We start from the raw sequence: 17,705 nt of genomic DNA on the forward strand, positions 1-17,705 counted from the left end.
CCTTACGGGCGTCAGACGCCCGTAAGGTGGCCTTAAGGGCATTTCGGGGAGGCGGGATGGACCTCGATATCGCGCAGGTCAGGGCGTTCGTCGTGACGGCGGACCTGCGGCACTTCAGCCGGGCCGCGGAGTCGCTGTTCCTCACCCAGCAGGCGCTGTCCAAGCGCATCCGCAAGCTCGAAGACGCCCTGTCCACGACGTTGTTCGTCCGCTCGAACCGCGCGGTCGAACTCACCGAGGACGGCGAGCGGTTCCTCCCCCACGCCCGCGAGCTGATCCGCGCGGCCGACGCCGCCGTCGCGGCCATGAACGCCGAGGAGCGGCCGCTCCGTCTGCACGTGATCGACCCGCGGCTCTCCCCGATGTTCCTGCTGCGCAGGCTCGCCGAACGCGAACCCGGTCTGCGCGTCGACCGGATCAGCGGCCCGGGTTTCGTGAGTGCGGTCGATCCGCTGCTGCGGGGTGAGCTGGACGCCGCGTTCGGCCGGGTCGGCGGCTGCGGCCGAATGCTGCCGGACGAGCTGGAGCATCGGGTCGTCCGGCTCGAACCGCTGGTCGCGCTGCTCGCCCCGGAACATCCGCTCGCGGCGGGCGAGGCCGTGCGGCTGAGCGATCTGCGGACCGAGGGCATTTGGCTCCCCCAGTTCGGCGGCCCCGCCGAATGGGTTTCCTACGTCCGCGAACTCTGCGCCGATTTCGACGTGCCGATCGACGATTCCGGGGTCACCTACGACCTTCGGCACACGTTGGAGCAGACTCGCTACGGCAAGCTCCGGGTCACCCTGGCCGGTGCCGACATGGAACTCGCGTCCGACCTCGGGCTGCGGGTGCTGCCATTCGAGCCGTCTCCCTTGTTCCCGTGGTCGCTCGCCTGGCGCCGCGGCAAGCAGAGCCCCGGCCTGCGGCGGCTGCTCGCGCTGGCGGGGCGCACCAGCCGTGAGGAGGACTGGTGCGCCCGCGACCCGGCGCGCACCTGGCTGCCGCGCGCCGACACGAAAATGCTCATACGCTCAGGCGCCGCGCGAACCACTTCGTGAGTTCCGCGTCCACCGCGCGGGCGTGTTCGGTCTGCGGCGCCGCTTCGATTCCGGGTGCCTCGGCCAGTTCGTGCGCCATGCCGGGGATGATCACCTGTTCGCCCCGCTCCCCCAGCGCCTTGGCCAGCGCCGCCGCGGGCTCGCGGATGGCGACGTCGTCCTGCTCGCCGATCACGAGCAGCACGTCGGCCTTGAGCTCGTCCGCCCGCCGCACGTAGTCGTAACGCTCGGCGACCGCACGCGAACGTGCGGACCAGTGGTAGACGACGTCGTACCGCCGCTCGTTCGCGGCGACCACGGGCGTCAGCTGGGCCACCGGGTTCACCAGCGCCGCCGCGGCGATCGGGACCTCACCGCGTGCCAGCACCTCCATCGCCGCCGCACCACCCGCCGAACCGCCGGCGATCCCGATCGGACCGTCCGCAATGGACAGCCGGGAGCGCAGGTCCGCCACCGCCGCCGGGAATTCCTGCGCCACCTGCTCGGTGACCGGCTCGACGACGTTGAGGACGTTGTCCTCGCTCGCGAGCCGGAAGAACTCCTCGTAGCCACCGGGCGGCAGGCGGCGTCCGTGCATCGGAAGTCCGAAGTGGACACGCCAGGCGCGCAGGCCGCGCATCGGCACCGCGGCCGCCATCGCGACCTCGGTGCACGGCGGCGACATCATGTGCCAGGTGACGACCAGCGGCGCCGGGGCGTCACCCGCCGGCGGCAGCGCCACGAACGGCACGCCCGCCGCCTCGCCGACGATCTGTTCCTGCTGTGCGGTGGTTCCCACGGTCTGCCTCCCAGTGCGTTGTTTTCCTTACGGGATAAGCAAACCGCGTCCACCCCCGGCGGGTCCAACAGCCTTTCCGGCGCCGATCACAACCACCGGTTGTGCTACCCCCGGAAAGCCGTGAAGGCCTCCTTACCGGCGCTGAGCGCCGGTAAGGAGGCCTTCACGGACCTTCGACCTACCTCAGCCGACGCCGAGGTAGGCCTCCTTGATGCTGTTGTCGGCCAGCAGTTCCTTGCCGGTACCGGACTTCGTGATGCGCCCGGTCTCCAGCACGTACGCCCGGTGCGCCCGCGAAAGCGCCTGCTGCGCGTTCTGCTCGACGAGCAGCACCGTGGTGCCCTGCTTGTTGATCTCGGTGATGATCCGGAAGATCTGCTGGATGAACTGCGGGGCCAGCCCCATCGAGGGCTCGTCCAGCAACAGCAGCTTCGGCTTCGCCATCAGCGCGCGGCCGATCGCGAGCATCTGCTGCTCACCACCGGACATCGTGCCGCCCGCCTGGCTCTTGCGTTCGGCCAGCCGCGGGAACAGCTCGAACACGCGGTCCAGATCGGGGCCGAGGTTCTTGCGGTCCTTGCGCGCGTACGCGCCCATGTCGAGGTTCTCCATCACCGTCATGCCGGGGAAGATCCCGCGGCCTTCCGGCGCCTGCGAGATCCCGCGGACCACCCGCAGGTCGGCCCGCAACCTGGTGATGTTCTCCCCGGCGAAGGTGATGGTCCCGTTCGACACCGGGCGGATCCCGGAGATCGCCCGCATCGTGGTGGACTTGCCCGCGCCGTTGGCGCCGATCAGCGTGACGATCTCGCCCTCGTTGACCGTGATGGACAGTCCGGACACGGCCTGGATCCGGCCATAGTGGACGGACACATCGGACAGCTCAAGCAACGTCATCGTCGGGCACTCCCAGATAGGCGGCGATCACAGCGGGGTTCTCCCTGATCTCGGCCGGCACTCCTTCGGCGATCTTCTTGCCGAACTCCAGCACCACGATCCGGTCGGTCACGCCCATGACGAGTTTCATGTCGTGTTCGATCAGCAGGACGGTGTAGCCGTCGTCGCGGATCGTCCGGATCAGCCCCATGAGCTCTTCCTTCTCCGCCGGGTTGAACCCGGCGGCCGGCTCGTCGAGGCAGAGCAGTTTCGGCTCGGTGGCCAGTGCCCGCGCGATCTCCAGCCTGCGCTGGTAGCCGTACGGCAGGTTCTTCGCCTTCTCCGCGGCGCGGTCGGCGATGCCCACGAACTCCAGAAGCGCCATCGCGCGGTCCACCGCTTCGCGTTCCTCACGGTGATGCCGAGGGAGCCGCAGCAGCGCGCCGAGCACGCTCGTCTTGTGGCGGGCGTCCGCCCCCACGACGACGTTCTCCAGCGCGGTCATCTCGGCGAAGAGCCGGATGTTCTGGAACGTGCGCGCGATCCCCCGCTGGGTGATCGTGTGCCGATTCGCCTTGCCGAGCGGCTTGTCCTCCAGCAGCACCTTGCCCGAGGTGGGCCGGTAGACACCGGTCATCGCGTTGAAGCACGTCGTCTTCCCCGCGCCGTTCGGCCCGATGAGCCCGAGGATCTCGCCGCGGCGGATCCCGAACGACACCGAGTCCAGCGCCACCAGACCACCGAACCGCACCGTGACGTCCCGCAGTTCCAGCAAGGTCTGGCCGACGTCGACCGCGATGTCACGGTCGGGCGCGACCACCTCGGCGACCTCGGCGAAGTGCTCGGCGCGCTCCTCCTCGGTCATCTGCTCGACCTCGGCCACCAGGCCGCCTTCGACCGGCTTGGCGCCGTCCTGTGGCTGCGTCATGCCTTGCCCCCTGGGGTCGGTTCCGCGGCGAGCGCGCTGTCCCCGCTGATCTGCTCGCTCTTGCCGAGCAATCGCTGGTATGCCTGCCTCCCCCGCGCCAGCAACCGCTGGCGCGCGCCGAGCAGCCCCTGCGGGCGAAAGATCATCAGAATGATCAGCGCGATACCGAAGATGAGGTAGTTGTACTCGGCGATCTGCACGAACCGCAGCGGCAGGTAGGCCACGACGACCGCGCCGAGCAGCACGCCCACCTTGTTACCGGCGCCGCCGAGCACCACGGCCGCCAGGAACAGCATCGAGGTCACCACGTCGAACGACTGGTTGTTGACGAACTGCAGTTTCCCGGCGTACAGGGCACCGGAAAGGCCGCCGATCGCGGCGCCGATGACGAACGCCCAGATCTTGAACTTGTACGTCGCCACGCCCATGATCTCGGCGGCGTCCTCGTCCTCCCGGATGGCGACCCAGGCACGGCCGACCCGGCTGCGTTCCAGGTTCCCCACCAGAAGCAGGATGCCGATGATGATCGTGACCGTGAAGACGTACCACAGGCTCGCGTTGGCCAGGAACGGTTTGCCCGCGGTGTCGGTCCCGACCCGCTCGAACCCCGACTGCCCGCGCAACGGGCCGACGTTGTCCGCGATGAGCCGGATGATCTCGCCGAAGCCCAGCGTCACGATGGCGAGATAGTCGCCGCGTAGCCGCAGTGTCGGTGTGCCGAGGATGACGCCGAAGATCATCGTGATCGCCATCGCCAGCGGCAGCGTCCAGATGTACGGCAGCTTCGCGAGGCTCGAACTCGGGCTGGTGAACAACGCCGCGACGTAGGCGCCGACGGCGAAGAACCCGACGTACCCGAGGTCGAGCAGCCCGGCCTGGCCGACCACGACGTTGAGGCCGACAGCCACCAGCGCGTAGCGGGCGACGTCGAACATCGCGGTCGGGAAGTCGGTACCCGTGGTCGCCAGCAGTGGCGGGTTCAGCCACGGCAGGAAGTAGATGAGCACGACCAGCGGGATGAGGATGCCCCACTGGACGGGACGGCTCAGACTGTTCCAGCGCTCCCGGATCGACGGGCGCGCGGGTGTGTTCTGCGTGGTCATACCCGTGCCTTCCCGAGTGATTCGCCGAGGATGCCGGTCGGGCGGAGCATGAGGACCAGCACCAGGACGACGAACGCGACGACGTCCTTCCATTCGCCACCGAACAGGGACTGGCCGTAGTTCTCGACGATGCCGAGCATGAGCCCGCCCAGCAGCGCGCCGCGCAGGTTGCCGATACCGCCGAGCACCGCCGCCGCGAACGCCTTGATGCCGAGCAGGAAGCCACCGTTGTAGATCGCGCCGGACGGGATCTTCATCAGGTAGAACAACGCCGCCGCGCCGGCGAGCAGGCCGCCGACGAGGAACGTCACGATGATGACCCGTTCCTTGTTGACGCCCATCAGCGTCGCGGTGTCCGGGTCCTGGGCGACCGCGCGGATACCGCGGCCCACCTTGGTGCGGTTGACGAAGTAGTCCGCGACGAGCCAGGCGAGGACCGACGCGACGACGATCAGGATGTCGCGGTCGGTGATCTTGGTGCCGAAGATCTCGAAGAGCGGTTGCGGGGTGAGCAGCCGGATCGAGCGCTGCGCGTTGAGCCCGAAGATGAGCTTCAGGGTCTGCTGCAGCGCGAACGACGCGCCGATCGCGGTGATCAGGAAGACGAGTTTCGGCGCGTTGCGATTGCGCAGCGGCCGGTAGGCCACGCGCTCGAGGCCGACGGCGGTCAGGCCGGACACCGCCACCGCGGCGATCAGCGCGAGCCCGAGGTACAGGATGAGTTCCCCGACGCCCAGCACGGGGTCGGCGCCCGGCCGGAAGCCGAGCAGATAGAACGTCACCCAAGCGGCGAACGTGCCGACGATGAAGACCTCGGAATGGGCGAAGTTGATCAATTTGAGGACACCGTAGACGAGCGTGTAGCCCAGTGCGATCAGCGCGTAGATCGCCCCCTGGGTCAGCCCGTCGAACGTGTTGTTCCAGAACTGTCCGAGGAACGTGTCCACATCGAAATGGATCCACGAACCGGATTCAGCCAGGAACGGAGTCAGCGTGGGGTGCACGGATTCTCGTTCTCTCCGGGTACGGCTCGGGCATGCGCGCGGGGACGATCGGCCCCCACGCGCATGCCCGAGTCACCTGCTTGGACAGGCAAGGTTGACGGAAATCAGATCTGGCCGTTGTTGACGATCTTGCCGTTTTCGACCTTGTAGCTCCAGACGGGCACGTCGGAGAGCTCGCCCTTCTCGTTCCACTTGAACTTCTTGGTCAGGCCCTGGCCGTCGTAGTTCTTGACGAAGTCGAGCAGACCGGCCCGGTCCTTGATGCCCTTGTCGATGCCCTTGAGCAGCACGGTCGCGGCGTCGTAGCCCTCGGGCGAGTACGTGCCGGGGTCGTGCCCCTCGATCTGCTTGTAGGCGGCGGTGAAGTCCTTGAAGTTGTCCTCCGGCACGCAGGGGCAGGTGAAGTAGGCGCTGCTCGCGGCACTGCCGGCGTTCTTGACGAACTCCTGGTCCTTCACACCGTCCGGGCCGACGAACTTCGCGGTGACGCCCTTGTCGTTGAGCTGCTGCGCGAACGGCGCGCCCTCGTTGTAGTACCCGGCGTAGAAGATCGCGTCCGGCTTCTCGCTGGCGATCTTGTTGACGACGGCCGAGAAGTCGGTCTGACCGGTCTTCACCTTGTCGGTGCAGGCGGCCTTGGCGCCCAGCGCCTGCTTCACCTGCGAGCCGAGACCGGTGCCGTACTCGGAGTCGTCCTCGATCACGCAGACCTTCTTGGCCTGGAGTTTCTCGGTGATGAACTTCGCCGCGGCCGGCCCCTGCACGCTGTCGTTGCCCATGCCGCGGAAGAAGGTCTTCCAGCCGTGGTCGGCCAGCGCCGGGTTGGTCGCCGACGGCGTGATGTGCACCAGCTTGGCCTGTTCGAACAGGTCGCCGGTGGCCTTCGACTCGCCGGAGAAGGGCAGGCCGATCACGCCGATGATCGAGGCCTCGCTGATGGCCTGGGAGACGACACCGGGCGCCTTGTCCGGCTTGCCTTCGCTGTCGAACTGCTTGAGCTGGACCTGGCAGCCGGGGTTGGCCGTGTTGTGCTGCTTCACGGCCAGATCGACGCCGTAGAGGATGTTCTGGCCGAGGGCGGCGTTGGCGCCGTTGATCGTCCCGATGTAGGCCATGGTCGCCCCCGAGCACTGGGCCTTGCCGTCGCCCTTGGGGTCGGCCGCGTTGGCGGCCTGCTGCGGCGCGGCCGCCGACGAGTTGGTGTTGCCGCTGGAACCGCCCTGGTCACGCGCCGCGCACGCAGTCAGTGCCACTGATGCGGCCGCTGCCAGCACGATGATCCGCGTGAGTCGTGCTCTTGACACTCTTCCTCCAAATGCCGACCAGCCGCCCCGATGAGCGGCAGTCCCGTAGGACCTGACTGGGCGCTGAACGTAGCCGCCGGTGGCGGTGTTGCACAGAGTCACTCAGCCTCTTGTATCCACATCGTGACGGTCGTCACGAGCGTTAACGGACGATTTACACCCGATCGTCGTACTGTGACAATCGGGTGATAACGCTGAGTAGGCACCGGCACTTCGGGCGGAACAGGAACGAGCCGACCGAATCGTGGCGAAAGTTTAGGACTCTCACGCGGGTCCGGTCCCGGATCCGGCCGATCGGGGAATCGAAGGTAGCAAATATGCCCGGAGAGGCAGGCCGCGTTGCCCCGGCGAACGGGAAGCGGGCACGAAAAACGGGCGCGACCAAGCAGGTCGCGCCCGTCACTGTTTCGGGAGGATCAGCCGATGCTCTCGACAACCGCCTCGGCGACGGCCTTCATCGTGGTCCGGCGGTCCATCGCGGTCCGCTGGATCCAGCGGAAGGCGTCGGGCTCGGTGAGCCCCTGGCGGCTCATCAGCAGTCCCTTCGCCCGGTCGATGACCTTGCGGGTCTCCAGCCGCTCGGTGAGCCCCGCGACCTCGGATTCGAGCGCCTGCAGCTCGGCGAACCGGCTGACCGCGAGCTCGATGGCCGGCACCAGGTCACGCTTGGCGAACGGCTTGACCAGGTAGGCCATCGTGCCGGCGTCGCGTGCTCGCTCGACCAGGTCACGCTGGCTGAACGCGGTGAGGATGACGACCGGTGCGATCCGGTCGCCGGTGATCTTGGACGCCGCCTCGATCCCGTCGAGCTTCGGCATCTTGACGTCGAGGATGACCAGATCGGGCTTCAGCTCGGCGGCCAGGTTGATCGCCTGCTCCCCGTCGCCGGCCTCGCCGACGACCTCGTAGCCCTCTTCACGCAGCATCTCGACCAGATCCAGCCGGATGAGCGCTTCGTCCTCCGCGACGAGTACCCGACGCTGCGGCACGGTGACGGCACCGTTGGCCTCGGCAGCCTGCTCGGTCACCGGGGTCCTCCTGACGACTCGGCGGGACGGTTGGTTCGCGGCTTACCCGCGAATCCGAAGCCTACCGGGAACGATCCAGTCGGCAGAGATGGCGTTCACCACGTAGTGGCCCAGCCGACACCTGGGCCCGCTCATCACCGCGACCGGGTGATCCCGTAGAGTTTCTCCCGTCGCGGCCCCCGTAGCCCAACTGGCAGAGGCAACGGATTCAAAACCCGTCCAGTGAGAGTTCGAATCTCTCCGGGGGCACGTACAGCATCCTCACAAGGCTGGCCGGCGCGGCGCGCGGGCTTGGCTTGTGAGTCGGACATGGTTTCCGTGATCCTCTCCGCCATGTGGCTGATCTGGGGTACTTGCTCGGCTGGAAGCCGGATAGTGATCGTCGCGTGATCGCCGTCGTCATGCAAGTGGATGCTCAGTTGCGTGACCTCGAATAGCGACCGCAGCAGCGGCTCGGGCGCCTCGGCGGAACGGCCTGTCGGCGACACCGAGTCGGGATAGCCGTCCGGTGCACCGACCACTTGCTCGCCGATCACGTGCACCTCGAAGCGGGTCGGATCGTAGCCGCCTGCTTCCCAGGCCAGGTCACTGTTCTCGACGCACCACTCTCGCCCGGTCGCCCGCTCTCGCAGGAGCCGGCCCATGTCCCACCCCCCGTTACCCTCGCGGGCAGGGCGTATCCGGACACGCCTTCTCCTGTTCCGCTCGGAAGCCACAGACCAGGCTCACGTCGTCTCCATGCCGGACGCCACCTGACCGGTAAGCGGAACACCCGCCAGGCTCATCCCGGGATCCGTTTGACACCCCGGTTTCGATGTCATCCATATCTGTTTCGACACGTCCGCAACGATTCACTCGCGTTCGTCTTCCTGGTCCCCATCTGACACCTCACGGGCACCTTTCCCTCATCGCTCATGCTGAGAAATCGGAGCCCGAGGCCGGACTGGACGGTTCGGATGACCAGCTCGTTCCGGCCACGGGCAGTGTCCGTGCAAGGAGATCGCGGTCCTGCTTGCGCGATCCTGCGACAGCGTTACCACCATATAACCAAAGTTCCGTCGACATTACTTTTCACGGCGGGCAATCCGGGTTCTTCGATCCATTCGATCAGGGTCGCAATTCAAATACATGCCAGCCGACGCACCCGCGTCGCCGGTATCGACGCTCGCCCACCCGCAGCTCAACGAGATGCGCGCCAGGTTGTGAGCGTCGGGCGGGCGTAACATATTTGCCGGGGAGCCGCTTAACCACTCGCCGGACACAACCGGGGATGACAGGCCCGCTGTCGCGGTACGCAGTTGCCCCACCAGGATCGGGAACTGTGCATACCGTCGACACGACGCGTCGTTTCGGCCAGGTTACGCAGCGAACGCGGCCCATTTCGGCAGCCGCTGGTCAAAAGCCGGGCGGCGTGCCATCGTGTCGCCTGGAGACCACTCGAACTCGTCGCATCTCTTGTATTTCGATGGTCACTGTCCGGGCACCGAGTATCAGGTAGGGCGCCAAGAAGAGCGAGAGCGCCATGTCCTGTTCAGAGGTACCTGGCTCGAGCGATCACGGAAAGGAAGAACGCCACATGAGCAGTCTCGTGCGGATCGCGACCGTAGCCGCGCATTTCGGCCGAGATCTGGAGTTCGACATGCGGCGGATCGCGTTTTTCGTCGACGACGCACGCCGGGCGGGTGCTTCCGTGCTGGTCTTCCCCGACGGGACACTCGGCGGCTGCCACTTCACCCTGCCGAGGACGGGCTGTGACACGCTGCCGCCCGCGCTCGGCTCGGACGACAAGCACCTGCACCGGATCGCGGGGCTCGCCGCGGAGATGGTGGTCTGCGCCGGTTATCACGAGGCCGCCGACGACGGTAACTGGTACAACTCGGCGGTTTGCGTGACCGGGGACGGGATACTCGGCCGCCATCGCCAAGTGCACCAGCCCTCCGGTGAACCGTCCATCCACGCGGCCGGTGATCGGTTCGCCGCCTTCGACACCCCGGTCGGCCGATTCGGCATGGTGATCGACTACGACAAGGTGTTCCCCGAATCCGCGCGAACGCTCGCCCTCGACGGGGCACGGGTGGTGGCTTGCCTTTCGGCGTGGCCGGCGGCCGGCGGGCGGACAACCGAGTCGAGGGATCGGCAAGCCCGTCTGTTCGACCTGTACGACTGTGCCCGCGCCGCGGAGAACCAGATCGTGTTCGTCTCGGCCAACCAGACCGGTTCGCTGCACGGCGTCCGGTTCGTCGGTCAGGCCAAGGTCGTCGACTCCGGAGGTGTGATCAGGGCCCGCACCGGCGCCAGGCCCGCCCTCGCGGTCGCGGAACTCGATCTCGACGCCCAGCCGACGGGCGCCAGGCACGCCCCACGGCACCTCGACGAACGACGGCCCGACAGCTACGCATCGGTGTGACGGGCCGTTCCCCGCCTCGTCCTCATCCCTCTGATCCCGCCGGCCGCGGGGCCGGCCTCGGTGACACCCTTGCCGCGACGGGCTTCTTGGGTCGTTTGATCCTGCCGACGCCGGCGTCGACGAGGAGGAACACCACGAGGCTGGCGCCGAACACGGGCAGCATCGCACCCAGTACGGCGATCCCCAGCAGCGTCGTGATCAGCGCCGGACGGGGTAGCCGGCGTGCCACCGGCCGGGGCAACGACGCCCACCGCCCCCGATACGGGTTGTGAATCCACCACATGCGGTAGCCCCAAGCGATCAGCACGAGCGTTGCGACGGCCAGCACCGCGAGGATGATCTGGTTCGCGAGCCCGAGCAGGGAGCCGGTGTGGAACTCGGCCGCCACCGTGCTCAGCTTCGCCAGGACCGGGTAATCACTCCAGCGGATCCGCTCGGTCACCGTGCCCGTGAACGGATCGATCGCGACGGCACCGCGGTGGATCGGCAGGCCCTCGCTGATCTCCGTGACGGTGAACGGCACGCCAGGACTCGTCGGCGAGGTGACGACCAACTCGCCACTCAGTCCCGCGGCCCGGCCGATCCCCAGCGCCTGATCGATACCGATCTGGCGAACACCGGCCGGTATCGGCACGGGTGTCGCGGTGAGCACCGGTGCCCGCAGGTGAAGGGGATCGGCCGCCCCGTTCGCCCGGCCGCCGGCGAACTGGGACATCGTCAGACCGCTCACGCCGACGGCCACCAGGCCGACGGTGAGCCACAGACCGAGCGCCCCGTGCATCGCCCGTACCCGTGGCCAGCCCTTCTTGTCACGCACCGCGGGCAGGAACACTTCGCGCGGACGGCGTTTGCGGCGGGTCTTGGCGAGCCACAGGACCAGACCACCGACGACGACGATCGGCAACCAGCTCGCGGCGAGCTCCGCGTAGAGCCGACCCGGGTTGCCCAGGTGCAGGTTGCTGTGCAGCTGACGTAACCATGTGTTGGCGGGCAGGCGGTTCTCGACCGTGGAAAGCTCGCCGTTGAGGTAACCGGTGTACGGGTCGACGAATACCGTCCGGTCCGGGGTCCCTGCCGGCCCCGGAACCGAAAGCACGATCCGTGTGGTGCGATCCGGGCTCGGTGCCGTGACGACCGACTTCAGCTTCGATTCCGGATGGGCCGTGAGCGCCGCCCGGATCTGGTCGGTCAAGGACCGCGGTGTGCCCTCGGCGCGGTTGACGAACAAGTCCGACCGGTACAGGTTCTCGTGGATCTGCGGGCTGAACACGTACACGAGTCCCGTCAGGCACAGGACGACGAGAAAGGGCGCGACCAGGATGCCCGCCAGGAAGTGCACGCGCCGGGCCACGGTCTGGATCGTGGTGCTCAGCCCCGGCGAGGGATTCCGTCGGTGGGCCCGGCGGCCCTGTGCCTCCACCCGTGGTTCGGTTTCCGGTGCGTGCAAAGCAACTCCTCGTCGGCCGGGACGCGCCGTTCAGCGAACGTCGATGGGCTGGGCGACCGTTTGCGTGCCCCCGTCAGCGGTCCGGAGGGTGATCGCGAGCTTCCACCGGCCGCGTTCGGGAAGGCTCGCCGTGCCCGACGAAAAGCCGCTCGCACGACGCCCGAACACGACGGGCACCGCCGGGGCACGCTGATCCGGCAGGGTGAACACTCCCGTCAGCGCCGTGTCGTCCCTCGTCTTCCCGGTGTCGGTGAGCACGGTGACGTGCACGTCGAGCCGGACCCGGCCCCGTTGGCCGGTGGCGGGGATCAGGACCAGATCCAGGGAGCCCTGGCCGCCCGGTTTCCCGGTGTCGAACGCGAGCCTGGCCGGCGCCACCTGCTGCCGGACCGCCGCGGGAATCGTGGCCGTGACGCCCTGCGCGTGCGCTGCCTGCGAAGGCACGACGGTCACCAGCGTCGCCGTTCCGGCGAGCACCAGAACGGCGACTCCATTCACGGCCAGGAGAAGGGAACGAACCCGGCGTAGCCGCGGCCTCACTTCCCGGCCGGCGGTCTTCCCGCCCACCGGTAGCCGGCCTGCCCAGGCTCGGCAGAGCGCGGCGACGGCTACGAGCACCAGCATCAGCGCGAGCGTCCCGGTGAGCAGCCAGCCGAACTCGCGCGGGCCACGCCACACCTGATATCCGCAAGCCACGACGAGGCTTCCGGCACACCCGATCGCCAGGCGCGCGAAGCGCGACACGACATCGCTCTCTTCGCCGCCTGACATCCGCAGCAGGACGAGACCGCCGACCGCCACCGCGATCGTCGTGAACAACAGCGCGTCCACGGCGAGCGCGAGTGGTGACGGGGCGCCCTCCGGACGAGGATCGGCGAACGTCCAGGTGGCCGACAACGCCGCCGCGCACGCCAATACGGTCCCGCCACGCACCCAGCGTTCCCGCGAGGTCCCGGCGGGCGGGCTGGTCATCAGCTGCGCGATGCCGAGAGCGACCGGCACCAAGAGGTACAGCCGGGCGAGCAAGGCGCCGCCCACATCCGATTCGGCGGTGGCCGTCAGCAGCCTGGGATCGAACGCGCCACTCAGCGTCGCCCACGACGCGAAGGGCCCGAACGACAAGAAGGTACCGAGCGTGGCGGCGACCAGCCCGCACCAGCTGTACTTGACCAGCCTGACGACAATCCGCGACCTTGCGGCGGACGGTCCGATGGCCGCCACGAAGAACACCGCGCCGATGAGGAGCAGCATCGCCACGATCGCCGCGGCCCGGCTCGCCGCGTGGACCACCGTGACCGTGACGTCGTGCGTGGTCTCGATTTCCGGCACGCCCTCGGGTGGGATCGAGGCGAACACGTCGAAGGTGAACGAGCCGCTGATGGGCTGGAGTCCGCTGGACGGCAGCGACCATGACACCGCGTACGTGCCTTGGTGCCGTTCCTTCGGCATCGGCACGGAGATCGTGTTCCGATCGCCACCGGGATGGACCGGCCGCTCGAAGACGACCTGGCGCCCGGTCGCCGGGTCGAGGACGCGCACCGTGGCCAGTCCAGCGGGCACCGGCCGGTCGAAGGTGAGCAGCACGTGATCGGGTGACTTGACGAGCTGCCCGTTGCCGGGCGAGGTCGTGGTGAGCACCGGGTTCCCCGTCGCCGCGGGTGTCGTGGCGAGCAGTGTCCCCCAGCAGATCGCGACCAGGGACAGCAAGGCGGCGACCCGGCCCCAGGAACCGCTCCGGTGCTTCACTGTCCGTTGTGGACGATCCTGGACCGTGGTCATCGGGTGCTCGCCCTGGTGTCGTCCGTCTGCCCGGGTTCGTCGAAGAGATCCACGCTGGACTCCGCGGTACGTGCCTTGCGGCGGCGCGCCTGGAGCCAGACTCCGGCGATCACTGCCACCGCGACTCCGAGCGCACCCCATAACAGGACCAACGGCGAGCCACCGCCGGCGGCGGTTCCGCGGGAAGCGGCCGGGTGCTCGGCCGCGGGCACCGTGGGCGGCTGCCCCAGTCCTCCGGTGGCCGACACCGAAGGGGCACCGGCCACAGCACCGGAACCGAGCAGGATCGCCGGTCCGGCGGAGGCCCCGGTCCAGCGGGCGACCGCGCCGTTGGCGTAATTCTGCGTCGCGTCGAAGACCAGCCGTCCGTCGGCGGGCAAAGGTCCCATCGTGACGAGGAACTGCTCGAATTCTCCCGGCGGCACCGCGCCCCCTTCGAAGACGAGTGACGCGGCGACCTCGCCCGCCGTCCGGTCGCCTGCCCTCGGCGGCGGGCTCGACGGCCGGGGACGGATGTTCACCGTCCACCCCGGCACGGGATCGACCCGGACGTAGGCGATCGGCGGTGTCTCCGGGAAGGCCAGCTCGAGCCGCGTGCTCCTGGTGTCCTTCCGCTCGTTGGCCATCCGGAAGGCGAAGGTCCTGGTACCACCGCCGGAGGTCCGATCGGGCACGATGGACACTTGCGCCGTGGCCGGCGCCCACGCGGTCAGCAGGCAGGCCGTGACGGTCGACAGCGTGACCAGCCCCCGGTCTATGCTAGATCGGCCGAGGTGCAAGAGTACTCCGCGACGCAGGGGCCGCTGAGCGTGGTGGTACCCGGTCCCGGGCCACGATCTGCCGGTCCGTCGGGCTAGCAGGCCGACGGGGTGATGGGATTGAGCTGCTGACAGGTCAGCTGGTTCCGCCAGCTACCCTGGTTCTGCTGGGCCCAGCCGTTGTAGACCAGCGGGATCGGCAGCACACCCTGGCCGCCGTAGCCCGCCTTGCCGGCGATCGAACCGTCCATTTTGGTCGTCGCGACCGGATCCAGCATCAGCTGGCCCGCCACCTTCGCGTCGGAGATGTCGCCGTCGTTGTTCGGGTCGACGTCGATGACCTGCATGACGTTGGCGAACTTGTTCGACACGTAGCCGTAGTAGCCACCGCCCTTCTTGGCACCGAAGTTGATGCCGTGGCAGCCCGCCGAGCACGGCAGGTCCTTGACGATCTTGTCGGTCTTCGGGTCGACGACCGAAACCGTCTGTGACAGCACGTTCGCCGCGAGAAGCGCCTTACCGTCCGGCGTCACCGGCAGCTGGATGGTGAGGCCACCGAACGGAGCGCCGCTCTTCGGCCCGTTCTGCGGGCTGTAGTTCGCCCACAGGTCGATCGATTTGCTGTGCACCTTCTTCCCGTTGTCGTCGCAGGCGTTCGCCGCCAGCGAGACACAGGTGATCGACTCGCCGAGGAAGTCCGCGGTGTAGAACTTCGACGAGTCCGGTGTCATGCTGCTCGCGATCGGGAACTGCCCGGTGGGCTCGGTTTTGACCGTCCCCGTCGGCATGTCGATCACCGACGCGTTGTTGGTCAGGACGTTCGGCGTGACCACCGTCTTGCCGTCGGAACTGGTCCAGTGCGCGTGCGGGTGCCGTACCTCGCCGGTCGGGCTGACCGAGATCTTGCGGAGCACGTTGGTACCGCCCGGGGCCAGCTCGACGATCTCGTTCCCGGCGTTGATGCCGATGACGAGCTTGTCGCTACCGGGTTCGGTCATCACGTGCGCGGGGTTGTGCCCGACCTGCGTGGTCCGGATGAACTGACCGGTCTGGCGGTCGAACACGTCCACCTTGTCGGCAAACCATTCGGTCTGGTACAGGTACTTGTAGTCCTTGTCGGTCCACATGTTGTGCGGATTGTTCATGTTGATCGACGGTGCGCCGATCTTCCGGTCGACTGTCCAGTTGCCTACGTCGACCTTCGTGGCGGAACCGACCTTGTCCTTGCCGTTCCATTCCTCCACTTCGGTGTCGATCCACACTTCCCCGACACCCGGCGTCGCCGGGGGCTGGTTCCCCTTCGGCAGCGTCTTCGGATACGAGAACTTCTTGTCGAAGTAGGCGTCCAGGTTCGGGATCAGCACGGGGTTACCGGCGGCGTCGTACTGCAGGATCGGCACCGGCGGCTGGAACGCGTCGAACGAGTTCTCCGAATCCGCCTTGTACTGCTGCCAGTTCCTCGGGTTGGTGATGTTGAAGAACGTGTTCACCAACCGGTTGACGATGTCGGAGTTCGACGGCACCACGAGGTTCCGCGAGTTGACCTGGATGCTCTTCCCGAAGTCGAGGCCGATGGTGAGTGGGTCGTCGACCACCACCGCGCCCAGCATGTACGGCGTGACCATGTCGGTGAACGCGTACAGGCCCGGCTCGGTCAGCTGGATCGACCGCTCGCCGAAGAACGCGCCCGCGGGGTTCTCGTAGGGAAAGTTCTGCGCACCCGCGGGAGCGATCAGGCCCATCGGGTCACGGATGCCGGTGGATTCCTTCGGGTCCACCACGAAGTTCACCGTCACGGGCGGGCCCTTGACCGCGAACTTCGCCAGATCGTTCAGCGCGCCCTGCAGGTCGACGCCGACCGGCAGGGAGTTGAGGTTGATCGGCTGGTCCGCCGGGAGCACGGCGAGCTTCTCTGCGAACTGGCCGAGCAGCCCCGCGGCCTTGGTGGCCGCGGGCGTCGCCGCCGGGTTGGACGCTCCGATCGACTGGACCGCGGACAAGGTGTTGTCGAGGTTCAGCGCCTTCCAGAGCTGGGTGCCGAGCGCGCCCAGCAGCGGTACCTGCCCGAGGACGTTGCGCACCAGATTGTTCAGCGCGCCACCGAGATCGGAATTGAGCAGGCTGGCCAGCTCGTCACCGGTCTTCAGGCCGCCCAGCGTGCCGAGCCGCGGCATCTCCGCCACGGCCAGCGACTGGTCACCGAACAGGTTGAGCCCGGAGTCGAACCATTTGCCGTTGTCGTCCCTGAGGTGGAAGGTGATCGGCACCGGGCCGACACCGATCGGCTGCTGGGCCGTTGCCGGCGCCGCGGCCACCGCCGAGGCACCGATCGTGATGGCGGCCAACACGGCCACCACCTTGAATCGTGTTCGCCTCACCGGGATTCCCGGCGGAGCTGGAGCGGACATGGATTTCCTTTCTCTCTTATGGCGGGGAGGCCAGGCATCGACAGCGCTTGACCGAACGAAGGAAAGTGAATCACGAACCCTGGTCAACGCGAGACCAAGGCTTGTTACGAGGTGATGAAATCTATTTCCTCGCGCCGAATCCGACGGTGAGACAAGTGGAGATAATTGTCGAAGAAGGGTCTTCATTAAATGTTTCTCAGTTGCCGGCGAGAAGCTTGAGCACCGTGCAGAGCAGAGAGGAGACCACGTCGTCCGGCGTACAGAGGGGCGCGGGAGCGGGTGGCGGGACAGGGGCCGTCGGGGCGGGGGCCGGTGGCATCGTGGGGTCCGGCGGCACGGGTGGCCGCGTGGGGCCGGACGGCGCGGACGACACGGGCGGCGATGGTGATTCCGTTGACACAGGAGGACTTTCACGGCTCGGCGAGCTCGGCGTTGTGGACGGCGGCGCACCGACCGGGGCGTCGATATCGCGCCCCGCACCCGTCGTGACGGGCGGGAAAGCGCTCACCGGAATCGGGCCGGATGGCGCGACGGGAACCGGATTCGCCGGCGACACCGGGCCGGCGTTCTCGGCGGGCGGTGCGGCGGCGGGCGGTGGCACCAGGACCTCGGCCACCTGAATTCCGGAGTCGCCGGCCATTCCCCTCAGCACGACTCCCAAAGACCAGACACACGACACCGCTGCCAGCAGAGCCGCCCCGTACGTCGCGACTTTGCCAGGCGCGGTCCTCATCGGCGGCCGCCGAACTCCATCAGTGGACACGGGTCGATTTTTCACACCTTTCCCTCGGACGCTCGTGCGGAAATTGTTCCAGCGGACGGTCATCATGGCATGGCAGGAGGAAAGC

14 protein-coding genes and 1 tRNA gene are annotated in these 17,705 nt (G+C 67.7%); 4 read left to right on the forward strand and 11 right to left on the reverse strand.

Annotated features, from left to right (window positions below; genetic code table 11):
• Positions 1–56: 56 nt before the first annotated feature.
• Positions 57–1,037, forward strand: a complete 981-nt coding sequence (locus tag ACFW0G_RS27085) for a LysR family transcriptional regulator (RefSeq protein ID WP_378328213.1) — start codon at positions 57–59, stop codon at positions 1,035–1,037.
• On the opposite strand, the gene ACFW0G_RS27090 is transcribed toward ACFW0G_RS27085, so the two are convergent.
• The 7 genes from ACFW0G_RS27090 to ACFW0G_RS27120 all read right to left on the reverse strand — a co-directional run bounded on the left by ACFW0G_RS27090 (position 1,003) and on the right by ACFW0G_RS27120 (position 8,058).
• Complete coding sequence (locus tag ACFW0G_RS27090) at positions 1,003–1,815, reverse strand: prolyl oligopeptidase family serine peptidase (RefSeq protein ID WP_378328214.1); 813 nt, start codon at positions 1,813–1,815, stop codon at positions 1,003–1,005. The genes ACFW0G_RS27085 and ACFW0G_RS27090 overlap by 35 nt on opposite strands.
• A gap of 183 nt (positions 1,816–1,998) precedes the next feature.
• Positions 1,999–2,712, reverse strand: coding sequence for an ABC transporter ATP-binding protein (locus ACFW0G_RS27095; protein WP_378328215.1), 714 nt, complete (start codon positions 2,710–2,712; stop codon positions 1,999–2,001).
• Positions 2,699–3,619: an ABC transporter ATP-binding protein gene (locus tag ACFW0G_RS27100; RefSeq protein WP_378328216.1), complete on the reverse strand. Its 921-nt coding sequence runs from the start codon at positions 3,617–3,619 to the stop codon at positions 2,699–2,701. The genes ACFW0G_RS27095 and ACFW0G_RS27100 overlap by 14 nt, the downstream gene beginning before the upstream one ends.
• Complete coding sequence (locus ACFW0G_RS27105) at positions 3,616–4,722, reverse strand: branched-chain amino acid ABC transporter permease (protein ID WP_378328217.1); 1,107 nt, start codon at positions 4,720–4,722, stop codon at positions 3,616–3,618. Before ACFW0G_RS27105 ends, ACFW0G_RS27100 begins: the two co-directional genes overlap by 4 nt.
• Positions 4,719–5,726: a branched-chain amino acid ABC transporter permease gene (locus tag ACFW0G_RS27110; RefSeq protein ID WP_378328218.1), complete on the reverse strand. Its 1,008-nt coding sequence runs from the start codon at positions 5,724–5,726 to the stop codon at positions 4,719–4,721. Before ACFW0G_RS27110 ends, ACFW0G_RS27105 begins: the two co-directional genes overlap by 4 nt.
• A 104-nt stretch (positions 5,727–5,830) precedes the next feature.
• Complete coding sequence (locus ACFW0G_RS27115) at positions 5,831–7,000, reverse strand: branched-chain amino acid ABC transporter substrate-binding protein (protein WP_378328308.1); 1,170 nt, start codon at positions 6,998–7,000, stop codon at positions 5,831–5,833.
• A gap of 446 nt (positions 7,001–7,446) precedes the next feature.
• A complete protein-coding gene (locus ACFW0G_RS27120) occupies positions 7,447–8,058 on the reverse strand; it encodes an ANTAR domain-containing response regulator (RefSeq protein ID WP_378328219.1) in 612 nt (203 codons plus the stop codon).
• Positions 8,059–8,233: 175 nt separating this feature from the next.
• Between ACFW0G_RS27120 and ACFW0G_RS27125 the strand changes: the two genes are divergently transcribed.
• A tRNA-Leu gene (locus tag ACFW0G_RS27125) sits at positions 8,234–8,307 on the forward strand.
• A 1,327-nt stretch (positions 8,308–9,634) separates the two neighbouring features.
• Entirely contained in the window at positions 9,635–10,465 is an 831-nt protein-coding gene (locus tag ACFW0G_RS27130; protein ID WP_378328220.1) for a carbon-nitrogen hydrolase family protein, read from the forward strand.
• A gap of 22 nt (positions 10,466–10,487) precedes the next feature.
• Here the strand turns inward: ACFW0G_RS27130 and ACFW0G_RS27135 are convergent, their stop codons facing one another.
• The 4 genes from ACFW0G_RS27135 to ACFW0G_RS27150 all read right to left on the reverse strand — a co-directional run bounded on the left by ACFW0G_RS27135 (position 10,488) and on the right by ACFW0G_RS27150 (position 16,797).
• Positions 10,488–11,912, reverse strand: coding sequence for a PepSY-associated TM helix domain-containing protein (locus ACFW0G_RS27135; protein ID WP_378328221.1), 1,425 nt, complete (start codon positions 11,910–11,912; stop codon positions 10,488–10,490).
• Between the two features lie 30 nt (positions 11,913–11,942).
• Entirely contained in the window at positions 11,943–13,691 is a 1,749-nt protein-coding gene (locus ACFW0G_RS27140; RefSeq protein WP_378328222.1) for a copper resistance protein CopC, read from the reverse strand.
• Positions 13,688–14,365 (reverse strand): DUF1775 domain-containing protein, encoded by a 678-nt coding sequence (locus tag ACFW0G_RS27145; protein WP_378328223.1) that lies wholly within the window; start codon positions 14,363–14,365, stop codon positions 13,688–13,690. The genes ACFW0G_RS27140 and ACFW0G_RS27145 overlap by 4 nt, the downstream gene beginning before the upstream one ends.
• 179 nt (positions 14,366–14,544) lie before the next feature.
• Positions 14,545–16,797 (reverse strand): YncE family protein, encoded by a 2,253-nt coding sequence (locus ACFW0G_RS27150; RefSeq protein WP_378328224.1) that lies wholly within the window; start codon positions 16,795–16,797, stop codon positions 14,545–14,547.
• 284 nt (positions 16,798–17,081) lie between these two features.
• Between ACFW0G_RS27150 and ACFW0G_RS27155 the strand changes: the two genes are divergently transcribed.
• Entirely contained in the window at positions 17,082–17,477 is a 396-nt protein-coding gene (locus ACFW0G_RS27155) for a hypothetical protein (RefSeq protein WP_378328225.1), read from the forward strand.
• Positions 17,478–17,705: the final 228 nt, after the last annotated feature.

This window comes from Amycolatopsis sp. NPDC058986 (genome assembly GCF_042741125.1).
In the GTDB taxonomy this organism is placed as follows: domain Bacteria; phylum Actinomycetota; class Actinomycetes; order Mycobacteriales; family Pseudonocardiaceae; genus Amycolatopsis.

Bases quoted from the DNA above. Each gene is read 5' to 3' on its own strand.
- ACFW0G_RS27085 (WP_378328213.1), top strand. From the start codon at position 57: ATGGACCTCGATATCGCGCAGGTCAGGGCGTTCGTCGTGACGGCGGAC.
- ACFW0G_RS27095 (WP_378328215.1), bottom strand. From the start codon at position 2,712: ATGACGTTGCTTGAGCTGTCCGATGTGTCCGTCCACTATGGCCGGATC.
- ACFW0G_RS27100 (WP_378328216.1), bottom strand. From the start codon at position 3,619: ATGACGCAGCCACAGGACGGCGCCAAGCCGGTCGAAGGCGGCCTGGTG.
- ACFW0G_RS27105 (WP_378328217.1), bottom strand. From the start codon at position 4,722: ATGACCACGCAGAACACACCCGCGCGCCCGTCGATCCGGGAGCGCTGG.
- ACFW0G_RS27130 (WP_378328220.1), top strand. From the start codon at position 9,635: ATGAGCAGTCTCGTGCGGATCGCGACCGTAGCCGCGCATTTCGGCCGA.
- ACFW0G_RS27140 (WP_378328222.1), bottom strand. From the start codon at position 13,691: ATGACCACGGTCCAGGATCGTCCACAACGGACAGTGAAGCACCGGAGC.